We start from the raw sequence: 18,775 nt of genomic DNA, 5'->3' as shown, positions 1-18,775 counted from the left end.
ATATCGATAACAATCACCTTATAATAATTACGATTGCTGTCACGGTTTCAAGTCAAAACAAGCTATTTTTAAACAAATTAAAAGGTTTAGTCATGATAGATGCAGACGGCTTTCGCGCCAACGTCGGCATCATCTTGGCAAATACACAAGGGCAGGTTCTGTGGGCAAAACGTATTGGTCACAACGCTTGGCAATTTCCGCAGGGTGGTATCGACCGCGGGGAGACGCCGATGGATGCAATGTATCGCGAGCTCTGGGAAGAGGTCGGCTTACATCCGCGTCACGTAGACTTATTGGCAGTCACGCAAGACTGGTTGCGCTATCGTTTGCCAAAACGTTATGTACGTCATGGTCAGCATCCCTTATGTATTGGGCAAAAACAAAAATGGTTTTTGCTACGCTTAGATGAGCCAAATACTCAACATATCCGCTTTGATGAAGGGAAACCTGAATTTGACCATTGGCAATGGGTCAGCTACTGGTATCCACTTGGACAAGTGATTCACTTTAAACGAGGCGTTTATCGTCGTGCCTTACAAGAATTGGTACGCGAACTCCCCCTAAAACAAGAGCTGATCATTCCTGAGCAAAATAATCACTTGCTGATGTAATGAGTCACTTAATAGTACGATGCAAAACACCCACGATAGTAGCTAGAATGTTAGCAATTACCGTGGGTGTTTTTTTATTATCTATTAACGGTCATTGTCAGTGATTACGATTATGATTGCCAAACTCACGGCTAATCATATTAGCAATACAATCTGCATCGCTCTCTTTGCGCAACGTTAAGATGCTTTGAGTGCGGGTACCATAAGTAGGTTTGCTAGTTTCAGTATCGCCAAAAGCGACAGGTTCAATATAAACAGACGATAACATCTGCTCTACTTCAAAAGCGACAGGTTCAATATAAACAGACGATAACATCTGCTCTACTTCAAAAGCGACAGGTTCAATATAAACAGACGATAACATCTGCTCTACTTCAAATGCCACGCCAGTAACAGGCAGTTTATCTTCTGGTGCTTTGGTACTATCTGACAAGACATTGAAAGCCGCCGCTTGCCAGTACGCAGGCGTGCAATCTTCTGCAATCAATGGCAGCACCTCTTGACGTAGTCGCCCGCGCAACCGCTCTGTCTTAAACCAACTGTCCTCTGGTTGACCATTAGAGATAACATGTAGACCTGAATACAATGGCGTGGGGGCATGACCACGATTATTGACGATCACAGCTTGCGCAGTGTCACCAATGATCAGATTAAAACCCGCATAATCTTGCAAATCAATCTGCCGTGCAAAATCCATCGGACTTAGAGTCCCTGTCAAGAATTCAGTGACCAGCGCGCCCCGCGATCGCTCATCACTGCTTGCCTGTACACCGTCACGAAAGTTCAATACCGCAGCCCAACGACCATTCTGTTCATAATACTCTGCACTCTGCGCTGGTGACACTTGCTGATGAATGCCTAACCACGTACCACCGCTTTGTTTATCGCGTCCAGCATAGATAGGTTGGTCAGACCACTGGTGGAGCGGCTCAGTTGGGCGCTGCAAAAACTCATCACGATTAGACAGTAGCACCAGTGGTAACTCATCAAATAATTGCCAAGCAATAGCGACAATACACATAGCTTTCCTTTTATAATAATTTTCGTTATGCGGGTAATTCTTAATAGAGGCAAAGATATTATTTCAGACTTTACCTATTGATAAGCTAGCTTTTATAGATAGTAATTATTAATTGCCAGTCAGTAATTTATTGGCAGGATAACTAATCTGGGAGGTTGAACGTATTACTTGTGATTGCTTACTTGGTAAGTTAAATTCCCACGCTACCATGCCTTGATTGTCATTCCAATCTCGCTCAGTTACAGGCGGCGTATGCGTCACAGCAACCTTTAAACTATCGTCACGACTGATAGGCTCACTGCCCAGTACTTGTAAGCGTACGCTACGATTGTGCTGATTGGTAAACTGATAGGCCTTGGTAGTCGTCAGTGTTTGCGTACGGTTTAGCACACCTTTTTCACCTTGCTTATCTTCGTTGGTCAGCTCTTTCACGAGCATATTTGAGTCACGACCAAATCCAATCCCCTGCTCTTTTAGCACTTGATAATTATAACGTGACTGACCTACATAGTTGTCATCACGGTACAACTGTAGCGAACCATCGACCCAGTCCGGCGTTAAAAACGGTGCTGACGCATACCAGTAGGCAGCAGTCTCAACACTTGGCGTACTGCGAATCCAGAGCTTACTATTACCTGCCTGCTCCCCAATCACTGTGCGTACCCGTCTCCCATCACTCGGAATACTGACCAACTGCGGTAAACGATACTCGATGATGCCATTTTTATTTTGGCTACTGACCGTAAAATTAGGTAGCGGCGCCATAGCTGCCCCTGCTCCTTTATTATAAGCAGGCTCTTCCATCATAACAGGGGACGCATCCATCATAGGTAGCTCACGTCTTACTCGAGCATCTTCGCTCTCTTCATACAATGACAGACGCTGCACATACGGCAATTGCCCCGTCGTACTTTGATTAGGATTAACGGTACTAAGTGTCAGTGGTACGTTTGTCCAGTTCTCACCAGTTTGCTGAGCAATAATCGCAGAAGCTGTGATACTTAACTGCTCACTGTTTGTATTTAGGCGAGCTTGATACGCAGGCTCCCAACCTGCACCTTGCACTTGATAATGCAACTTAACGCTACTTGGCGAGCGACTTGCCGTACGTACACTCACCTGTGTCACCTTGTTAAAGGTCGATGTCGCGCTGCCTGCCATCAGTTGATTCAGTGCGTCTTGGGCACGCGCTTGTCGCTGTTGAATCTCTAGAATTCTTTGGTTAATACTGGTCGCTTGAGTTTCTATATCGCGGGCATTATTGGCAATCGTACTGTCTGTATTAACTTGCGTGGCTTTGGTCAAATTCTGCAAGTAGGCCTTTGCTAACCGTGCTGCTTCTAATTCCGCATTAATACTAGCTAGAGTATTTTGCTGCGTCTGTACCTTGGCATCACCTTGATACTGACACTGGGCTGCCTGCTCACCTGTCAGCTCTTCGATACTGACTTCCCCAACGCTAACATTATTCGTCGCTTGTACACTTAGACTTTCTTTATCCATATAAGGTGACAAGCACGAAAACACCACCGTTTGCTCACCGCTACCTGTAATAGGCAATGCGCGAGTTACGCTCGCCAGCCCTTGATAAATAGTCACTTGCTCGACGCTACTGGTGGCCGCTTGTGCCGAAGACAATCCCAAAATGGCACTACTACTAAGTACAAATGGCAGGATAGCAAATTTAGTTATTTGATTAAGCGGCGGTAATACGCTGCCATGGCCTGTTGAGACAGGCGAATCCGTTAATTGTGCGTTCATACATCATTCCTTAGCAGTACAATCCATCATGGCAGCTACGCATTGGCTCAACGCGCAAAATAGTAACTATCTTAGAGAGATTACCGTAGCCGTTTTACAGGTCTTTGGCAATAAATGCTTTTGGCAGACAGCATTTTTAGTAAAAATCGCCTTATCGATAAATCTCTTAATATGGTAGCTCTTCAATTTTAAAAATTTGGTTTTCTGTATTGCACCATTTTTTTGTTCATCTCCCCTTTATGGTGCAGTTTATTAGCCATCCTGCACTAAATTAATGAATATATTAATCAGAACCTAATTATTGCTCAATTATTACTCGATTATTGGCTTTTTTAACTTGGCACGGAACTTGAACTCTTAATAACTGTTCAGGAGCCATACTTTATCTTTTGTGTCTATTTAGGAGATGTCCATGTTTTCGTTACCAACTTTAGCCAATCCTCAATTTGTTGAGACTCATATGCACGGCAAAATCAAATCACGCTTCTCATTATTAGCGATTGCTGTCGTTGGTAGCTTGAGTCTCGCGGGCTGTCAAAAGCCTGCCGAAACCGCGACAGCCACAGAGACAACAGCCGAAACAAATACAGAGACAACGACTACCCCTGCCGCTGATGGCGACACGATCAAAGTGGGCATCTTACATTCGCTATCTGGCACCATGGCCATCTCTGAAACTTCTCTAAAAGACACGGCACTCATGACCATTGATGAGATCAATGCCAATGGCGGTGTACTCGGTAAGCAACTAGAACCAGTAGTCGTCGACCCTGCTTCTGATTGGCCGTTGTTTGCCGAAAAAGCCCGCCAGCTACTCACTCAAGACAAAGTAGATGTCATCTTTGGTGGTTGGACATCAGTATCACGCAAATCCGTATTACCTGTGGTTGAAGAGTTGAACGGATTGATGTTCTATCCAGTGCAGTACGAAGGCCAAGAGCAATCAGAAAATATTTTTTACACGGGTGCTGCACCAAATCAGCAAGCCATTCCGGCGGTAGAGTACTTAATGAGTGAAGAAGGCGGCGGTGCAGAGCGCTTCGTATTGCTAGGTACTGATTATGTCTATCCACGCACCACCAACCAGATTTTAAAGGCATTTTTGAAATCGAAAGGCGTGGCTGATGCAGACATCATGGAAGAATACACGCCATTTGGTTTCAGCAATTATCAAACCATCGTATCTAACGTCAAAAAATTCTCAACGGGCAAAAAGACCGCGGTTATCTCGACCATCAATGGCGACTCAAACGTTCCGTTCTATCGTGAACTAGCGAACCAAGGTATCAAAGCGTCAGATATTCCGGTCATGGCATTCTCAGTCGGTGAAGAAGAGCTACGCGGTATCGATACCAGTCTGCTACAAGGTCATTTGGCGGCATGGAACTACTTTATGTCGATCAAAAACCCAACCAACAGCGCATTTACCAAACGCTATAAGCAATATGCATTAGACCAAAAATTACCGAATGCTGAAAAAGTCGTGACCAATGATCCAATGGAAGCTACCTATGTGGGTATCAACATGTGGAAGCAAGCTGTCGAAAAAGCAGGTACGACTGATGTCGACAAAGTGCGTATCAGCATGGCGGGACAAACGTTTGATGCACCTTCTGGCTACACGCTAAAAATGGATGAAGAAAACCATCACCTATGGAAGCCTGTCATGATTGGTCAAATTCGTGCCGACGGACAGTTTGATACGATTTTCAAAACGCCAGAAGTTATCCAAGCCCAGCCATGGAGCGAGTACATTCCTAAATAGGCTATCCCTAAATAAATCAGTACTGAAAAGCACGTATATAGTAACTGAAAAGTAGGCGGATGGATAAACGATACCAATAACCGTCCTAACGCCTACTTTTCACACTTATTCTTAACTTTTAAATAACACCAAACCTTATCAACTCTTCTATCGCTTAAAACGCTAAGCAGTAAAAGCTAAAGGTTTGTTGTCTGTGAAAAACAGGGAGCCGCACATGCAGCACCATACTTTACGCCCGTTTGTAGGGCAAACATCGTCCGAAAATGGTAACAACCCACAAGCATCAGTCAGTGAAGTCATGCAGTATGTGGCACGTTTTTCAATTCATGCGCCTCTGCGATTACTTGCATTGATGGCATTATGCATAACAATTTTCACCACCACAGCGTATGCGGATCATAATGGTCAGATACATGACCACGATACGGATACCGCTCATAGTGAGCAATCTTTGCTCACACCTGTCAACGTAGCCACTTCTACTCAAGCCAGCACCTCAAATATTTCAACAGCAACTACAAGCTCAGGTGATGCCATTCAACAATTCGTGGCAGGTGATTTTAGTAAGCGTCAAGCTATGCTAAGTGATTGGCCAGGATCCGTTGAGAGTTTAGATAGTTTGGTTGAATTCATTGCCAATGATGAGCTGTATCAAGGTAATGGTGGACAAACGTATCTACTGAATAAAGAAGATCAGCTGTTTACTTATCCTGATAAAAAAGAGACGGACGATTGGCCAAGTGATTTATCACAAATCACCCTAACCAATGCGCTGCGCTCGGCGCTGATTTTTGGACAAGCCAAGGTCAAGCTAGCATCTGACAAGCCAGCACAGCGCCTACAAGCTGTGGAGATTTTGGCCGACAATATTGACCAAGTAGATCCAGCCATTATTACAACAGCAGCGGAAAATGAAGACAGCGCTAAAGTTAAAAAAGCACTAACTGCATTACAGGCTCGTATAGATTTCAAAAACGGCGACCTACCCACTCAGATTGCAGCTGTGCACCTACTCGCAGATAGTGATAACCCTCAAGTTTTGGTCGATATTGAATCTGCCCTCGCAGCTGATAACTTAGATGCCTCGCTTAAAGCTGCACTTATCGATGCTGAATCTAGCGTGTCACGGCGTATCGAAATCAGCACATGGACGGGTCATATCTTCACCGGTATGAGTACCGCCAGTATTTTACTGCTCGCCGCGCTTGGTCTCGCCATTACCTTTGGCTTGCTTGGCGTGATTAATATGGCGCACGGTGAGCTGATTATGATTGGCGCTTATACCACATATATGGTGCAAAATTTCTTTCAAGCTTATATGCCAGATATGGCAGGTTGGTATTTGCTTGCCGCTATTCCAGCCGCTTTTTTAGTCAGCGCTGTCATCGGTATGATTATTGAACGCATTGTGATTCGCCCACTATATGGTCGTGAGCTAGAGACTTTACTAGCGACCTTTGGCGTGAGCTTAATATTGATGCAACTGGTACGGATGATTTTTGGTGCGCAGAACGTTGAAGTCAGTAACGTGGCGTGGCTCAGCGGCGCATATCAGGTGTCCTCAAGTCTCGTACTGCCTTATAACCGTATTGCCATTATTGGCTTTACCGTCATTGTCGTGGCACTACTGGTGTACTTACTCAACAAAACGCGCTTTGGATTGTTTATAAGAGCCGTTACCCAAAACCGCCAAATGGCACGTGCTGTCGGTATCCCCTCTGCACGTATCGATATGATGGCATTTGGGTTGGGCTCTGGACTGGCTGGTATGGCTGGCTGCGCCCTTGCCCAAGTCGGCAACGTGGGTCCTGATCTGGGACAAACCTATATCATTGATACGTTTTTGGTCGTCGTCGTTGGCGGTGTCGGACAAGTATGGGGCGCAGTATTGGCCGCCTTGGGACTTGGTATTAGCGGCACGGTACTTGAGATTGGTATCGGTGCGGTATTGGCAAAGATTGTGTTGTTGGTTCTTGTGATTCTGTTTATTCAGAAACGGCCACAAGGTTTATTTGCACTCAAAGGCCGCTTTGTCGAATAAGGAGACTCCTATGATACTGACCAAATTATTGTCTGATACGCCGCGTAGTGCTGTTTTAATTGGCTTATGTTTTGCCGTACTACTCATACTGCCTTGGCTACATCTGATGCCAGAGACTTCAGCCTTTCACCTTTCAGCCTACTGGATTACCCTAATTGGCAAAATAATGGCTTTAGCCATGGTGGCTTTGGCACTAGATCTCGTCTGGGGCTATGCCGGTATTTTGAGCTTGGGACATGGCCTGTACTTTGCTTTGGGTGGTTATGCGTTTGGCATGTACCTAACACGTGAGACAGCAGGCGACGCGCTTCCTGATTTTATGCGTTTCTTGAGCTGGACTGAAATGCCCTGGTATTGGGCTGGCACGCAGCACTTTTGGTGGGCAGTCGCACTAGTCGTATTAGTACCTGGATTAGTTGCGTTTATATTTGGTTTCTTTGCCTTTCGCTCCAAAATCAAAGGCGTTTATTTTTCTATCATCACCCAAGCTATGGTCTATGCAGCAGCCTTGCTGTTCTTCCGTAATGAGACAGGCTTTGGCGGCAACAATGGCTTCACTGGTTTTACCACCTTACTCGGCTATGACATTACCGCTGCCTCTACACGCTCAATGCTGTGCTTTGTCACCGCCTTAGCATTGTTAATCTCTTATATGGGTTTGCGTCATTTAATGAACCAACCTTATGGTCGCGTACTTGGTGCGATTCGTGACAGCGAAAACCGCTTGCAGTATTTGGGCTACCGTACTCTGTGGTACAAGCTATCTGCTTGGGTATTATCCGCTGTCATTGCTGGTATCGCAGGTGCGCTATACGTACCGCAAATAGGCATTATCAATCCGAGTGAAATGAACCCAGTGAACTCGATTGAGATAGCCGTTTGGGTAGCGACTGGTGGTAGAGGAAGCTTAATTGGCGCTATCTTAGGTACTGGTGTGGTGAATGCTGTGAAAACCTACTTTACGGTCGCCTACCCTGAATTTTGGCTATTGATATTAGGTGGACTGTTCGTCGTAGTGACGTTGTTTTTACCCAATGGCATTATGGGCTTGTTCGATCGATTCAAAAAGGAGAAACAATAATGCTAAACGATAAGTCCTCATCGACTGAACAATCGACCAAAGCGCTATCCGAATATGATCATACTGATGGACGTGACGGTCTCAGTCACCCAAAAAAATCAGGCGTCGATTTTAGCCATGGTATCGCTCTGTACTTAGAAGATGTGAGCGTTTGGTTTGACTCGTTTCGCGCACTTAACAATCTATCGCTCTATATCGAAGAAGGCGAGCTACGCTGTATCATCGGCCCTAACGGCGCGGGTAAAACCACATTGATGGATGTCATTACGGGTAAAACCCGCCCTACCGAAGGCAGCGTGTTTTTTGGTCAAACTCACAACCTTGCCAGCTTATCTACCGAACAAATCGCTGAAGCGGGTATCGGCCGTAAGTTTCAAAAACCTACTGTCTTTGAAAATTTTACCGTCATGGATAATCTGTTACTTGCCGCGCCAAAAGACAAACGTGTGGTCAAAAGCTTATTTAACAAACTCGATGCCGATACTCGCGATACCCTCGACGCTACCTTACAACAAATTCGCCTGACTGACAAAATCAATAAGCCCGCTGGTTTGCTTTCACATGGGCAAAAACAATGGTTAGAGATTGGCATGCTGCTGATGCAGAGTCCCAAACTGATTCTGCTTGATGAGCCAGTGGCAGGTATGACCGATGCAGAAACTGAGCATACCGCCGAGCTGTGTCTACGCCTTAAAAAGAACCATACATTAGTAGTGGTCGAACATGATATGACCTTTATCGATGCCATCAGTGAAAAGGTCACGGTATTGGCACAAGGGGCGATTTTGGCCGAAGGTACGTTAGCTGAAGTGCAAGCCAATGAAGCAGTGATTGAGTCCTACTTAGGTCGATAGCTGAACAAATTTTCTGGACGAGCCAAACGAATATTCCCTTTAAAATATTAGAAAATTTTTAGAGTTTAGGAGACAGCCATGTTACAAGTGAACGATATCAACCAGTATTACGGCGGCAGTCATATTTTACGAGACGTCTCATTTACAGCGCCTGTAGGCGCGTGCAGCGTGGTACTTGGACGTAACGGCGTGGGCAAAACTACGCTACTTAAATGCCTAATGGGGATACTACCGATTAAATCAGGAGAGATTTTACTTAATGATAAAGACATCAGCAAGATGTCTCCCGAGCAACGTGTCCGAGCAGGTTTAGCTTATGTACCACAAGGACGCGATATTTTTTCGACACTGACGGTCGAAGAAAATATTTTGATCGGCATGGCAAAATTCTCACGCAGTAAAGCAAAACACGTACCCAAGCATTTATACGATATTTTCCCGGTACTCGATGAAATGAAACATCGTCGTGGCGGTGATTTGTCTGGTGGTCAGCAGCAGCAGCTTGCTATCGCCCGTGCCCTAGCCTCTGAGCCGACTGTGTTAATTTTAGACGAGCCAACTGAAGGTATACAGCCTTCTATCATCAAAGATATTGGCCGCGTCCTGCGCGACTTAGCGGATAAAGGTGATATGGCCATTGTGCTGGTTGAGCAATTCTATGAGTTTGCCGAAGAGCTTGCTGACAATTACACGGTACTATCACGTGGTAAGGTAGTCTCACAAGGCGCAGGCGATACGATGGTCGAAAATAACGTACAAGATCTGGTCGCCATCTAATTTCTTTTAATAATAGATGTAATAATACAAATTGGTAGTGAACGCTCGATAATGCTAAAAATAGCACTTTTATCCTAAGCTGCTAGCTACCAAGATTACATATCATCACGAAAACACTCCTTAATTAAAGTCACTTTTTTCACCTCACTTCTTATTTTTTTGACTCTTAGCCTATACATTCTCTACCATCTCAAAAACTCAAATTACTCATACACTCTGATTGTCACCAGAGCAATTATGTATGCCCAGCGAACGAAATTTGCTATTATAGTCAGCATTTTATTATCAATATTATGATGCCCTTATGATGATTCATCCTCAGTACGATCCTGTAGCATTAGCAGTTGGGCCTGTCGAAGTCCATTGGTATGGGCTGATGTATTTGTTGGCATTTGCCGCCGCCTACGGACTGGCATGGTATCGCAGTACCAAACGTGAAGGCTGGACGACAGATATGGTCTCTGACCTAGTGTTCTTTGGCGCACTTGGTGTGATATTAGGTGGCCGTGTCGGCTATGTATTGTTTTATCAGTTCGGTGAACTGCTCCAAAACCCTGCCTATCTGTTTAAAGTCTGGGAAGGCGGTATGTCATTCCATGGTGGCCTGATTGGTGTCATGTTGGGTATGCTGTATTTTGCCCGCAAATATAAAAAGACACCTTTCCAAGTGCTCGATTTTGTCGTTCCCTGCGTACCAACTGGTTTATTGTTCGGACGTATTGGTAACTACATCAATGCCGAGCTATGGGGCCGCGTCTCTGATGGTGGCTATAACTGGTTGACCTACTTCCCGCAGGCCGCTAGCGTTGATATGCAGCAGCTACAAGCCAATCCTGCGCTACAAGACCTGATGACTGAGGTCTATGGCCAGTACCTGTTGCCTCGTCACCCGTCGCAACTGTATGAAGCCTTTGCAGAAGGTCTACTGTTATTTCTATTCTTGTGGTGGTACTCATCGAAGCCCCGTCCTCGTATGGCAGTGACTGGTGTCTTTATGCTTGGTTATGGCTTTAGCCGTTTCATCATTGAGTTTTTTCGCCAGCCAGACATCGACCAAGGATTCATCTTGCTAGGTTGGATGACCAAAGGTCAGATACTAAGCGCCCCAATGATAATTATCGGTCTGTTCTTGATCGGTTACGCTTACAAACGCGGCATCTACGACTGGGGTAAGCATGCTGCTTATTAAGCCTGCCTTTTTGTGATAAAGGCTGATGACTTAAAATAGGGTATGCTATCAAAACGCTTATCCTAGCAATACTTTCAATAATGACAGTGTATATATCGACTATCCATCTAGCCTGTATGCGCTGTCAGCAGTAACTAAAGAGCATTTTATGATCAATGGCACCCAAAGTAATAACGAGCAAGGCTATCTTGATTTGCTACGCCACGTTCTCGACAATGGCACCGAAAAAGGCGATCGTACTGGTACTGGTACGCTTAGCCATTTTGGCGCGCAGCTACGCTTTGACTTAGCAGATGGATTTCCACTGCTAACGACCAAAAAGGTTCACTTTAAATCTATCGCTTATGAGCTATTATGGTTTTTAAGTGGCAGCACTCATGTTGACTATCTACAACAGAATAACGTTCGTATCTGGAATGAGTGGGCAACAGCTGAACAGACCGCGCGCTTTAACAGACCTGCTGGCGATTTGGGTCCTATTTACGGTCATCAATGGCGTAACTATGGTGCGACCAAAAATGAAGATGCCAGTTATAACGCTGATGGCGTCGATCAAATCGCACAAGTCGTTGAACAGATAAAGACCAATCCAAATTCCCGTCGTTTGATTGTTTCTGGCTGGAATCCGGGTGAAGCAGAGCAAGTAGCCCTACCACCATGTCATACGTTATTTCAGTTCTTTGTCGCAGACAATAAGCTGTCATGCCAACTGTATCAACGTTCTGCTGACTTATTCCTATTATTCCCCTATAATGATAATTCACAGTATGAATTATTAGCAGCCTAGGAACATCTCATTCCTCTATACTTATAGTGAACATCAGGCCATGCATAATATGATATACAATTTAATCTATGTATTACTTTGGCCTGTATTATGGATATTAAGATTTGTTCCAATAGAGAATTAGACCTATCAAAATCTTATTTAACTAATGAAATACCAGACCTATTACTGGATCAGAAAGTCAAAGTGAATGGGGTTGGTGTATTTGATGATAGTGGTAAAATCCTCCCTCTTATCTCTGAGTATCTATCATATCAATTCAAGCACGAAAAGATTGCTCATGAAACAGCAAATACATATGGCAAAAACCTAACTTACTTCTTAAAGTATATCCGTAGTCGTCCAGACTATAGCGATAATGAAACTGATGAGGTCTTCATTACAGTTCCAGGGTATGTAATTCAGGAATACTGTACTTTCTTAAGTGTTGAAGAACATAGAAGTTCAGCTACTATTAGAAATCGTGATGGAGCAATATACGCTTTCCTTCATTTCCTCTGCAGTCGCACAGAAGACCGTCAGCCGCTTAGAGAGGATAATCCATATAGTAATGGATACTTTTCAAAATTACCAAAGCGTACACCAATTACTTCATGCACTCTTGATGATCTTTTCATATTGATTCAATCTACTCGATTAGAACGAGAACGAGTAATACTTCAGTTTTTATATGACTCTGGCGTGAGGCGTTCGGAGCTGATCAGGGTGACTCTTAAAGATTTTAGAGATACTGTCAACTTTAACTCTGAAAAGTTCATTTCAGTAGAGTCCGATCAACCTATTCATGCAGACTACGTACCTTTAGCCATCAAAGGTAGCAAGGGGCGTGGAAATCAAATCAAACCACGATGGACGTTAGTTAGTTCGGCAACCATTAAACGTATACAGAAATATCATGCGTCTCCGCTCTACAAAAAACATGCTCGCAAATATGTAAATCCAGATGAAACCCCAGCATTTTTTAATGCTAAAGGCACTCCTTATACACGTAAAGCGATAAACGAGTTACTTGAACGTATCAGCAAACGTGCAATAAAGAAAGGTCGCCTCGATAGAATAATCTCTCCTCACAAGCTACGGCATGGTAATGCCTATGCAATATTGCAATCAAATGACCTAGGATCCGACTACCTAGATCGGCTCGTTATCGTACAAAAAAACTTAGGTCATAACCACCTCAGTACTACCCAAATGTATACCAGCATTCCTCAGGAAATTTATAATACTATTTGTGATGAGAATGGGGACTTACTAACTAGAGCTGAGAAGATGAGGCGCTTATCTGAACAGACACAATTGAAAATTGGCATTAAGGACATCAAATGAAAAAGGACGGAATAGCCACTGATCAATTGGTAAGTACATGGGTAGAGAGATTATTAAAGAGTCCAAACCAACTCTTATCTTTACCACTTAGCAGCCATTTCAAGGATCCTTGGGGCGTCAATATCACATCTAAATTTTTAGCGAAAGAGACATCTATCACGGTCAATGAAGCTGATAGAAGAAAGCACCTCACCGTTCCATTGATAGAGAAAATGGCTGAGATGAAGGTTGTCGTAAAAGGAGCTTCTAGTAGAGAAAATATAACTCGACAGAGAATATTATATTGGTATAGCAATTTAAGTTTTAGTGATAAGAAAAACCTTCCTCGTTTGACTAAATCTATAAACAACGTTTGCTTCAAATCAATAGGACACGAGCAGGACTACTGGAATGTTTTAGCAACTCAATATGAATTGGTAGCAAAAACAATCGATGAGATTCATGAAGATCTCTGTAGACTGGGAATTATAAGTGCCGGTTTTAATAAAGTCGAGTCAAGAAAGCGTCCTATTAGAGACGAAGCATCTGCTATCTTAGGGTGGGTATCAAGAACAGTCACAGATGTAGAAACACTGTGGGAAATACCCATTAGCAAGGCTAAAAACCTTTTAGGTTTTAGTGTCTCCGTAAAATATATACAAAATGCAGTAGGAATTTCATACCCTATGGCACATAAATACAGAGAGCTTACGAACCCTTTGATCGAAAAGATGATCAAAGAAGGGATTCTAGTAATACCAGATGGGAGCTATGAAGCTGCTGGCATCGAAAGCAGGAGGAAGCTACTGAATTGGTACAGACAGTTATCTGAAAAAGAAAAGCATACTTTACCTATTTTTGGTAATAAGATTTCGATAGGAAAAATGTCTTCAGAACAATTACCTATAACGAAAGCCTCTTTAAGATTTAATGTTGTTAGAAGTGCTTGGGACTTCATTCACAAAGATCTTGAAAAACTTGGAATTATTGACCCAGATTATAAAAGCGTTGCTGAAAGAACAAGTGAAGCGAACGTTAATAGAAAAAACTATAGTGAAAGTCAGATAGAACGTTTTCATAGACTGGCAGCCAGAGAGTTAAATGCTGCTGATGACTTCTTCTTTCCTTCAAAACTAGAACCGTTTATTCAGGTTGAGCAACTGTTTGCTTGTACTAGCAAAACTGTCTCTTCAGAATCAGGCAAGAGTAACTATAGAATTGCGAGTAATTCCTTTATATATTTCTTATCTGAACTATATGGTAATTCACCTTTAAAAATTGTCACAGTTTTTGATGAGCATCTCCTATCTAGATATCGAAAATATTTAGAGAAAAAAATAATAAGTAAAGAAATATCAAGTCATCATGCGAATACAGCTTTGAGTTCAGTACGCAAAACGCTGGGGAGGCTGACCCAAGTACGGGATTTGGAATATAATTTTTTCGATATCAATGGCTTTGCTGTAAGTAGAGAAACAGACGTGAAAAAGCCATTTACAATGAACGAGCGAATTCAGGTATTAGATGCTATCGAAAAAGGATTGTGTCAATCTAGAGCAGCTCTCATACCTTATAAAAAAACTGGTATAGGGAAAAATCCTTTGAATGAGAAAGGTCGTATAATAAGAGGCCTTTCTACATTAGATAATGCGAGATGGCTGTTTGAAAACCCCTTGATGTGTAAGCCAGTTCATTACCATACAGCAGAATCCCCTATCGAGAAATCTTTCTTGAACATTACTGCCAGTTCAGACAAAGGACTGAGCGAGATATATGACGAATGGGGTGTTACTCCAATGATAAATATGGACATACTAACGCCCTACCTCTTAAGGCTTGCTCAAATTACAGGCTTAAATACAGATTCTTTACTTTCTCTCAACGTAAACGATTATCTAGAATCTCATCCAGCAACATCGCGACCTTGTCTTAGATATTGGAAAGAGCGCTCTGATGGCTATAAGGAGTATCATCTCGACCTTTTCAATACAGAACTGACATGGCTCACATCGTCTCAAGCTAAGTCGATAAAATTTATTTTCGAAGAACTAAAGCAGTTAACTGGCGGTATTCGAAAAGACATAGAGAATGATACATGCAGCGATAGGTTGTTTATTTACAAATCAAACGGTCGTAGAAGTCATGGAAGAGTATCTCCCCTACTAGGAAATAAAGGAAAAAATAGTAAAGCCTTAAATAATAGCCTATCTAAGTTTGTTGATAAATATAATTTGAAGGACGACGCAGGAGAGCCGTTAACTCTTACAATAAGCAGATTTAGACCAACCTTTGTTAGTGAGATGTTAGACAGTGGAGTGACTTTACGCGAAATTCAGCTCATGTTAGGGCACTCCTCAATTCAAACAACTATTGGTTACCTCGACTCTTTTGACTTCAATACAATAAGTAGAGTAAAGATAAACGATAAACTAAAAGAAATACATCAATCTACTTTGAATAAACAAACTCAAGAAGTACCACAAGAATTACAAACTAGAGATACCAACGAATTAGCAATAACCTTCCATACCCCTTTAGCAGAATGCAGGAATATTTTTGATCCTCCAGATTTTGTAAAAAACCTTTCATCCTATATTCCTGGTACTCCATGCTCACAATATAATAAGTGTTTAGGTTGTGACAATGTCATTATTACGGCTAAAAACCTCCCTGAAATCTTTGCAATGAAGCGTGACTATACGCTTTTGACAGAGCACACTCGGGTTATGGACACCCCCTACGGACATGTCATTTCGGAGAATATGGAACTAATAAAAGGCATTACAGATCCAGCATTGTCTGACTTTTCCTTAGAGGATCTAAAGAATGGACAGCGTTTAGCAGAGTACATTGAAACCACTACACTAGTTGATGGAGTAATTTGATGGACTATGAAAAAAAATTAGACGTGTTGACAGCTTTTGCAAAACATCGTTTCTATGTTTTAGAAGCCTTAAATCCTATTACGGATCAGAGAAATGAGTGCCTTCAGCATAAGCACACATTTGATATAGAGTATATGACGTCTCTTATGGACAAACCCATATCAACACTATCAAAGTTTTCTGATAGCGTTTGGAACTTTAATAAAGATTATCCTAATGCTGCAAGAAATGTTCAAGGTGCAAAGCTACGAATCAATTTTTCGAAATATACAGCGATTCCGGCATTTGTTTTGATAGAAATGAAAATTATATTCGAGTTGGCTTTGCTCAATAGTTCCATCTTCAAGCTGCAGAAAAACGAGGGTAAAAGCCGATCAAAAAAAACATTAAAAGCCAACTCCTTGATTGCAACTTTTGAAAGTGGTTTAACATTTATCAATGAACTATTCAAACAAGCATCTCATGAACTAGGTTATGAGTTTGTTCAGAAAAAGATTAGAACATTATGCGATATAACACCCGAACTGTATCCCATAGCGGCTAAAAATTATGATCGTGTAAAAAGTACAGATTTAGATAGATTTTTTAAATACTTACGTAGCCCAGCTTCTGTTAAGTATGTATTCGAGAAGCCTATTGCTCATGTAGAGTTAGATAGCTTGAAATGGAAGAGAGTGGCGAATGTTGATAAAGAAAAGAAAGATCAAGTGTTACCAGACTTGGTCTTTGAATCTTTATCAAAGACTGCATCCTTTATTGTAGTAGATTTTTTAGACGCTATAGGAGACGGAGAAAAAATATCAGATGTCAACTCTTTAAAACGTTTCAATACGAGCGAATATTTATCATGGGCTAGTCAAGAACGTGTTACGCATGAAGCTCTACATGGGTATATTGCTATGCGATTAAGAACCAAAAATTATTCTTCAAATTTTGTTATGAATGTAATCGAGCCCTACGACTGGATGCTAAATAAAGATTCTAACGTTATGGCTGGGGCAACTTTACGTGAAAAATTGAGAGAACGCGGTTATAAAGCAGATAATCTTAGGAAATATGTTAACCTCGTAGCGTATGCCTGCACGTATTTAGTAGGTCAGTATACAGGTATGAGACCATCTGAATTATCAGAAGTAAGAGTTCAGGATTGTTCATGCTTAGTTCAAAGTGATGGCGTTTGGCTGATTGAAAGTACTGTCAAAAAACATAAGGATGAGATTAGTACGGGTTTGTTTGACGACAGATGGGTAGCTATACCTATTGTTCAAGACGCAATATTAGCAGCTTCGTATATTTCAAAAATCAAGGCCTCACCATACCTACTTTCTAATGTAGATACTGTTAAACCTAGTAGTTTCCCTCAGCCAATGACTAGTAAGGGCATTACTTATCAAATGAATATTTTTATCAGCCAACTATTAGGCGAAAAAACTGCTAAAGAACTAAAGTTCAATCCATATATGTTAAGACACACCTTAACATATCAACTATTTAAGGCTGAAGTAGGTCTACCTCTAATATCGTTTCAATTAAAGCATTTTGTGGATAGCGTCTCTAACTATACCTCTGCTGGGTCTACTTCATTAGTAACGCTAGGGTATGGTGATATAGGTGAAATGCTGTCAAAAGATGGGAACCGGAAAGGTGACAAGAAATCATTGCGCCGAGCAGCTGAATTAGAGGCTATTAAAACAGCCCATAATCCAAATGGCACATATTATGGCGGTAAAGCGAATGAGCATAAAAAACGTCTAATTAAGACGTTTAGCGGATATATGGCTGAAGGCTACACGGAAGAGGAAGTATATGAGGCTATGGTAGATCAAGGTGTTGCAATAGTATATATGGGCCAAGGGATTTGCTATGGTAATAGAGCAGAAGAATATGACTCAAGCCTACCATGTATTGGTTCACTACGTTGCAACCCAGCTCGATGCAAACAAGCCGTTGTAACTACTAAACATGCCCCTAAATGGCGTGAAGTTTATACGTTAAACAAGCTTAATCTCAATAAACCAGAATATTCGCACAATCGTGAGCAAGTTCTAGCAGCAATGAACGAAGCCAGAATAGTACTGGAAAATCTTGGTGAGGAAATTGAACTATGAATGCTTATGATCAAAAGAATAGCGATGATTATGATGCAAACACATTGCTATTGGAAAAGGCATTATCGAACATTAAAGGCAACAAGAGGTTGAAAGTCACTGTAGCACAACTTTCAGAAATGACTGGTATTCATCGGAATACCATCTCAAACCGCGTTTGGCCTGTCCAAGAGCTTAAACAGATCAGAGACTCTCGGAAAACCGAAGAGAAATCACGTAAAGAACAAGTACGTTTAAGCACTGCCGATGTAAAAAATGCGCTAGAAGCAAAGCTAAGTCGAGCACAAAGTGAGGTTATCTACTGGTTTAATGAATATCAAGATACAAAAAGGGTCGCTGAGCACTCAGATAAACGGTTACAAAAGATGAGAGAATCAAGAGATTATTATAAAACACTATCTGACACAGATAAGAGATCCCTATCAGAAGCCAGACAAGAAATTGAGAAATTGAGAAAAATGTTAGTTTTAGAAGATACAAGATCGAAACAGCTTATGCACTAGTCTGTCAAAAATTATCTATTCTATAAAGAGCATAATCTTAATTTCCTCTTGCTTAAAAGCTAGCGAGAGCTTAGCTAATAAGCATAT

Annotated in this window: 12 protein-coding genes and 2 pseudogenes; 12 read left to right on the top strand and 2 right to left on the bottom strand. The window is 42.1% G+C overall.

Going from position 1 to position 18,775, the window contains the following annotated elements; all coding sequences use genetic code 11:
- Positions 1 to 92: 92 nt before the first annotated feature.
- The gene (locus CXF62_RS00330) at positions 93 to 611 is read left to right on the top strand and encodes an RNA pyrophosphohydrolase (RefSeq protein ID WP_057761956.1); all 519 of its coding nucleotides are present in this window, start codon (positions 93 to 95) and stop codon (positions 609 to 611) included.
- A 97-nt stretch (positions 612 to 708) separates the two neighbouring features.
- On the opposite strand, the gene CXF62_RS00325 is transcribed toward CXF62_RS00330, so the two are convergent.
- Positions 709 to 1,632 carry an NRDE family protein gene (locus CXF62_RS00325; protein WP_102092494.1) on the bottom strand — a complete coding sequence of 308 codons (924 nt, stop codon included), beginning with the start codon at positions 1,630 to 1,632 and terminating at the stop codon, positions 709 to 711.
- Between the two features lie 108 nt (positions 1,633 to 1,740).
- Positions 1,741 to 3,393 carry a DUF4139 domain-containing protein gene (locus CXF62_RS00320; protein ID WP_102092493.1) on the bottom strand — a complete coding sequence of 551 codons (1,653 nt, stop codon included), beginning with the start codon at positions 3,391 to 3,393 and terminating at the stop codon, positions 1,741 to 1,743.
- A 460-nt stretch (positions 3,394 to 3,853) separates the two neighbouring features.
- Between CXF62_RS00320 and urtA the strand changes: the two genes are divergently transcribed.
- From urtA to CXF62_RS00265, 11 genes and pseudogenes are all read left to right on the top strand, one after another.
- Positions 3,854 to 5,158, top strand: a complete 1,305-nt coding sequence (urtA, locus tag CXF62_RS00315) for an urea ABC transporter substrate-binding protein (protein ID WP_102092144.1) — start codon at positions 3,854 to 3,856, stop codon at positions 5,156 to 5,158.
- Between the two features lie 214 nt (positions 5,159 to 5,372).
- Positions 5,373 to 7,199 carry an urea ABC transporter permease subunit UrtB gene (urtB, locus tag CXF62_RS00310; RefSeq protein ID WP_371548075.1) on the top strand — a complete coding sequence of 609 codons (1,827 nt, stop codon included), beginning with the start codon at positions 5,373 to 5,375 and terminating at the stop codon, positions 7,197 to 7,199.
- 10 nt (positions 7,200 to 7,209) lie between these two features.
- A complete protein-coding gene (gene urtC, locus CXF62_RS00305; protein ID WP_102092492.1) occupies positions 7,210 to 8,280 on the top strand; it encodes an urea ABC transporter permease subunit UrtC in 1,071 nt (356 codons plus the stop codon).
- A 98-nt stretch (positions 8,281 to 8,378) separates the two neighbouring features.
- Positions 8,379 to 9,134: pseudogene (gene urtD, locus CXF62_RS00300) on the top strand (urea ABC transporter ATP-binding protein UrtD); the annotation flags it as partial.
- Between the two features lie 78 nt (positions 9,135 to 9,212).
- Positions 9,213 to 9,911: an urea ABC transporter ATP-binding subunit UrtE gene (gene urtE / locus CXF62_RS00295; RefSeq protein WP_101204888.1), complete on the top strand. Its 699-nt coding sequence runs from the start codon at positions 9,213 to 9,215 to the stop codon at positions 9,909 to 9,911.
- Positions 9,912 to 10,215: 304 nt separating this feature from the next.
- Positions 10,216 to 11,100 carry a prolipoprotein diacylglyceryl transferase gene (gene lgt, locus CXF62_RS00290; RefSeq protein WP_102092490.1) on the top strand — a complete coding sequence of 295 codons (885 nt, stop codon included), beginning with the start codon at positions 10,216 to 10,218 and terminating at the stop codon, positions 11,098 to 11,100.
- 148 nt (positions 11,101 to 11,248) lie between these two features.
- A pseudogene (gene thyA, locus CXF62_RS00285) lies at positions 11,249 to 11,878 on the top strand (thymidylate synthase); the annotation flags it as partial.
- A gap of 99 nt (positions 11,879 to 11,977) precedes the next feature.
- Entirely contained in the window at positions 11,978 to 13,213 is a 1,236-nt protein-coding gene (locus CXF62_RS00280; protein WP_102092489.1) for a tyrosine-type recombinase/integrase, read from the top strand.
- A complete protein-coding gene (locus CXF62_RS00275; protein WP_102092488.1) occupies positions 13,210 to 16,077 on the top strand; it encodes a site-specific integrase in 2,868 nt (955 codons plus the stop codon). The genes CXF62_RS00280 and CXF62_RS00275 overlap by 4 nt, the downstream gene beginning before the upstream one ends.
- On the top strand, positions 16,077 to 18,185 hold the full coding sequence (locus CXF62_RS00270) for a site-specific integrase (RefSeq protein WP_102092487.1): 2,109 nt from the start codon (positions 16,077 to 16,079) through the stop codon (positions 18,183 to 18,185). The genes CXF62_RS00275 and CXF62_RS00270 overlap by 1 nt, the downstream gene beginning before the upstream one ends.
- On the top strand, positions 18,182 to 18,688 hold the full coding sequence (locus CXF62_RS00265) for a hypothetical protein (RefSeq protein ID WP_102092486.1): 507 nt from the start codon (positions 18,182 to 18,184) through the stop codon (positions 18,686 to 18,688). Before CXF62_RS00270 ends, CXF62_RS00265 begins: the two co-directional genes overlap by 4 nt.
- Positions 18,689 to 18,775 lie beyond the last annotated feature (87 nt).

The organism is Psychrobacter sp. MES7-P7E (genome assembly GCF_002863645.1).
Taxonomy (GTDB): domain Bacteria; phylum Pseudomonadota; class Gammaproteobacteria; order Pseudomonadales; family Moraxellaceae; genus Psychrobacter.
Note: the sequence above shows the minus strand (reverse complement) of the source record. Positions and strands in the feature narration are given on the sequence as shown.

Excerpts from the sequence above, each read along its gene's own strand:
- urtB (WP_371548075.1), top strand. The coding sequence starts at position 5,373 with ATGCAGCACCATACTTTACGCCCGTTTGTAGGGCAAACATCGTCCGAA.
- CXF62_RS00275 (WP_102092488.1), top strand. The coding sequence starts at position 13,210 with ATGAAAAAGGACGGAATAGCCACTGATCAATTGGTAAGTACATGGGTA.
- CXF62_RS00320 (WP_102092493.1), bottom strand. The coding sequence starts at position 3,393 with ATGAACGCACAATTAACGGATTCGCCTGTCTCAACAGGCCATGGCAGC.
- CXF62_RS00330 (WP_057761956.1), top strand. The coding sequence starts at position 93 with ATGATAGATGCAGACGGCTTTCGCGCCAACGTCGGCATCATCTTGGCA.
- urtE (WP_101204888.1), top strand. The coding sequence starts at position 9,213 with ATGTTACAAGTGAACGATATCAACCAGTATTACGGCGGCAGTCATATT.
- lgt (WP_102092490.1), top strand. The coding sequence starts at position 10,216 with ATGATGATTCATCCTCAGTACGATCCTGTAGCATTAGCAGTTGGGCCT.
- urtA (WP_102092144.1), top strand. The coding sequence starts at position 3,854 with ATGCACGGCAAAATCAAATCACGCTTCTCATTATTAGCGATTGCTGTC.
- CXF62_RS00270 (WP_102092487.1), top strand. The coding sequence starts at position 16,077 with ATGGACTATGAAAAAAAATTAGACGTGTTGACAGCTTTTGCAAAACAT.
- CXF62_RS00265 (WP_102092486.1), top strand. The coding sequence starts at position 18,182 with ATGAATGCTTATGATCAAAAGAATAGCGATGATTATGATGCAAACACA.
- CXF62_RS00280 (WP_102092489.1), top strand. The coding sequence starts at position 11,978 with ATGGATATTAAGATTTGTTCCAATAGAGAATTAGACCTATCAAAATCT.
- urtC (WP_102092492.1), top strand. The coding sequence starts at position 7,210 with ATGATACTGACCAAATTATTGTCTGATACGCCGCGTAGTGCTGTTTTA.
- CXF62_RS00325 (WP_102092494.1), bottom strand. The coding sequence starts at position 1,632 with ATGTGTATTGTCGCTATTGCTTGGCAATTATTTGATGAGTTACCACTG.